This window comes from Saccharopolyspora sp., from assembly GCF_017434145.1.
GTDB lineage: Bacteria > Actinomycetota > Actinomycetes > Mycobacteriales > Pseudonocardiaceae > Saccharopolyspora_C > Saccharopolyspora_C galaxeae.
The window spans coordinates 1-3,937 of the sequence record NZ_JAFRFW010000672.1 but is presented as its reverse complement, the minus strand read 5'-3'; the positions used below and the strand labels follow the sequence as shown (position 1 = coordinate 3,937).

General features: G+C 70.9%; 2 protein-coding genes. Both read left to right on the top strand.

Features of this window, described 5'->3' with window-relative positions; translation table 11 throughout:
- Nucleotides 1–331 precede the first annotated feature (331 nt).
- Nucleotides 332–1,921: a phosphoglycerate dehydrogenase gene (gene serA, locus IJH84_RS18445; protein ID WP_295146712.1), complete on the top strand. Its 1,590-nt coding sequence runs from the start codon at nt 332–334 to the stop codon at nt 1,919–1,921.
- Nucleotides 1,922–2,460: 539 nt separating this feature from the next.
- Complete coding sequence (locus tag IJH84_RS18440) at nt 2,461–3,504, top strand: 3-isopropylmalate dehydrogenase (RefSeq protein WP_200070241.1); 1,044 nt, start codon at nt 2,461–2,463, stop codon at nt 3,502–3,504.
- Nucleotides 3,505–3,937 lie beyond the last annotated feature (433 nt).

The window sequence follows — 3,937 nt, the reverse complement described above, 5'->3', positions numbered from 1 at the left end:
TCCTCGGAGGCGTAGTGCCCTACGCGCGTCGGAGCCGTCCTCGCGAGCGAACGGCTGAGAGCCCGCGGCGGTGCCGTTGCTCAGGCGTTCGGCGCAAGCGGCTTCGCCGCTGCACGCAGGCGAACCGAAGTCCGAGCGATTGTTCGCTGCGCAATCATCGCGCTGACCTGCGACGAAGGGCCCGGAAACGGGCCTTTCCGACTTCTGCGGCGGGTTTGTCGTGCGTCACACCCTTGTGAACGAGTTCTCAAACTCCGGTTAAACTGCCTCACCGTCCGGGTACAACGCCGTGCCCAGCTACGACCGTGATCCCTCTCAATGGAGCGCGCCCGTGACCAATCGTCCTGTCGTCCTGATCGCCGAGAAGCTGGCCCCCTCCGTGCTCGAAGCGCTCGGAGCCGAGGTCGAGATCCGTCACGTCGACGGCACGGACCGCCCGGCGCTGCTGGAGGCCGTCGCCGACGCAGACGCGCTGCTGGTCCGCTCCGCCACCAAGGTCGACGCCGAGGTGCTGGCCGCGACCAGCAAGCTCAAGGTCGTCGCCCGGGCCGGGGTAGGGCTGGACAACGTCGAAGTGCCCGCGGCCACCGAGCGCGGCGTGATGGTGGTCAACGCCCCCACGTCCAACATCGTCTCCGCCGCCGAGCACGCCCTGGCGCTGCTGCTGTCGGTGGCCCGCAACGTGGCCGCCGCCGACGCGAGCCTGCGCGCAGGGGAGTGGAAGCGCAGCTCCTACAGCGGCGTCGAGCTCAACGGCAAGACCGTCGGCGTGGTCGGACTCGGCAAGATCGGCCAGCTGTTCGCGCAGCGCATCGCCGCCTTCGGCACCAAGCTGATCGCCTACGACCCGTACGTGTCCGCCTCCCGCGCCGCGCAGCTGGGCATCGAGCTGGTCAGCCTCGAAGACCTGCTGGCGCGCGCGGACGCGGTGTCCATCCACCTGCCCAAGACCGCCGAGACGCTGGGCCTGATCGGCGCCGAGGAGCTGAAGAAGGCCAAGCAGGGCCAGCTGATCGTCAACGCCGCGCGCGGCGGGCTGATCGACGAGGAGGCGCTGGCCGAATCGATCCGCTCCGGGCACCTCGGCGGCGCGGGCATCGACGTCTACAAGTCCGAGCCGACCACCGAGAGCCCGCTGTTCGAGCTGGAGAACGTGGTCGCCACCCCGCACCTGGGTGCCTCCACCGCGGAGGCGCAGGACCGCGCGGGCACCGACGTGGCCAAGTCGGTGCTGCTGGCGCTGGCAGGCGACTTCGTGCCGGACGCGGTCAACGTGCAGGGCGGCGCGGTCGGCGAGGAGGTCCGCCCGTACCTGCCGCTGACCCAGAAGCTGGGCCAGCTGCTGGCGGCGGTGCTGGGCAGCACGCCGACCTCGGTGACCATCGAGGCGCGCGGCGAACTCGCCGACGAGGACGTCTCGGTGCTGCAGCTCGCGGCGCTGCGCGGGGTGTTCTCCGGAGCGGTGGAGAACCAGGTGACCTTCGTCAACGCCCCGCAGCTGGCCGAGGACCTCGGGGTCAGCGTCGAGGTGCAGAAGGCGTCGGAGAGCCAGAACCACCGCAGCGTGGTGTCGGTGCGCGCGGGCCTGGCCGACGGGCGCCGCGCCGTGGTCTCCGGCGCGCTCACCGGCGCGAACCTGGTGGAGAAGCTGATCGAGGTCAACGGCAGGCACTTCGACCTGCGCGCCGAGGGCAACGTGCTGCTGCTGGAGTACCCGGACCGCCCTGGCGTGATGGGCAAGGTCGGCACGCTGCTCGGCGAGGTCGGCGTGAACATCGATGCCGCCACGGTCAGCCAGACCACCGAGCGCTCCGACGCGATCATGCTGCTGCGGGTGGACCGGCCGGTCGACACCGGTGTGCTGGAGCCGATCGGCGCTGCGGTGGGCGCGACCACCGTCCGCACCGTCAGCTTCGAGTGAGCCGCATTAGGAGTGCTTGAGCGGTTTGCGTAGTGGGTCACCCAGCGGAACCTCGGACGTCTTCTGGCTCCGGGATCTCGTCCTTGAGTAGGCGCCCTGCTCGGCGTCTTTATAGGTCCGGGCCGCTGTCCTCGCCAGAAGGCGCCTGAGAACCCGCCGGTGGTGCGGCTGCGTCCTCGGGCGCCGCAAGCGGCTGACGCCGCTCATGAAACGGCCTCGTAAGCACCGCTGATGATCCCCCGGCCGGGCATCGCGTGATCCGCTGGATCGTGGCAGGCTGCGGGGGATCCAACGGATCATGGGGAGCTCGCCGTGATCCGCCGGGTCGTGGCACTCGGCGAAGGACCGCCGCGCGCGCCGCGGCGGTCCTTTTTCGTCGTCCCGCCCGTCGTCGTTCACCCCTATGGGTGTCCCGCCGGCCGGGATGGTTGGACCACTTGGTGGGTGCGGCGTGCCTGCCCGCGAAGGCTTGCCGGTAGCCTTCGCCGCAACAGATCGAGCCCCGCGGTTTCGGGGTCGCCTAGTCGGGAGGTGTGTTCATGCGGCTCGCTGTGATCCCCGGTGACGGGATCGGGCCGGAGGTGGTCGCCGAGGCGCTCAAAGTCCTCGGAGAGGTCGTTCCCGATACCGAGATCACCCGGTACGACCTGGGAGCCGCGCGCTGGCACGCCACCGGCGAGCTGCTGCCCGAGTCGGTCCTGACCGAGCTGCGCCAGCACGACGCGATCCTGCTCGGCGCGGTCGGCGACCCCTCGGTGCCCAGCGGGATCCTGGAGCGCGGGCTGCTGCTGCGGCTGCGCTTCGAGCTCGACCACCACGTCAACCTGCGTCCCGGCAGGCTCTACCCCGGGGTGAAGAGCCCGGTGGCCGATCCCGGCGACGTGGACATGGTCGTGGTGCGCGAAGGCACCGAAGGGCCGTACGCGGGCAACGGCGGTCTGCTGCGCAAGGACACGACGCACGAGATCGCGACCGAGGTCAGCATCAACACGGCCTTCGGCGTGGAGCGGGTCGTGCGCGATGCCTTCGCCCGCGCCGCGGCCCGCCCGCGCAAGCACCTGACGCTGGTGCACAAGACCAACGTGCTCACCCACGCCGGCTCGTTGTGGTCGCGGGTCGTCGAAGAGGTCTCGCTGCAGCACCCCGACGTCACGGTCGCCTACCAGCACGTGGACGCCACGACGATCCACATGCTCACCGACCCGAGCCGGTTCGACGTGATCGTCACGGACAACCTGTTCGGCGACATCATCACCGACCTGGCCGGGGCGGTCACCGGCGGCATCGGGCTCGCCGCCAGCGGCAACATCGACGCCACCCGGCGCAACCCGAGCATGTTCGAGCCGGTGCACGGCAGCGCCCCGGACATCGCCGGGCACGGTGCGGCCGACCCGACGGCCGCGGTGCTGTCGGTGGCGCTGCTGCTGGACCACGTCGGGCAGGCCGAGGCGGCCCGCCGGGTGGAGGCTTCGGTGGCGTTCGACCTGGCCACCCGGGACCACTCGGCGCCGGGTGCGACCTTCGCCATCGGCGACCGGCTGGCGGCGCTGGTGTCCTCCCGCGAGGTCGCCCAGCAAGCCTGACAGCCCAAGCGTGACCGGCCGGCAAGCCTGGTCGACTTCGAGTTCGTTCCTGCGCTGCGGGCGCCTTCCTGCCTGGAGGGCGCCCGTTTCGCATGTCGGGACCGCGCGCCCGTCCGGCAGCTGGGAATGGCAGCCCACCTGGTGGCGCCGCGAGCGGTTGTGGCAGCATACGGGCGTGGCCATCAGCTTCCGCATTATTGGACGGCGCGCCGGGTGACGACTCGCACCCCCGGCGCGCAGACCTCTCGCATTCGCGGGGGGTCTTTTTTGTGCCCGGAGGAACCCGCCACCAGCGCGGCGAGACGGCCGCTTCGAGGCATCGATACCGAAGCCGACAGGAGAATCCAGTGACTCGCACGACCCCGGCCGGGACCCCCCTGGGCGACGACTTCCACGTCTACGACACCACGCTGCGCGACGGCGCCCAGCGGGA

Excerpts from the sequence above, each read along its gene's own strand:
- IJH84_RS18440 (WP_200070241.1), top strand. The coding sequence starts at position 2,461 with ATGCGGCTCGCTGTGATCCCCGGTGACGGGATCGGGCCGGAGGTGGTC.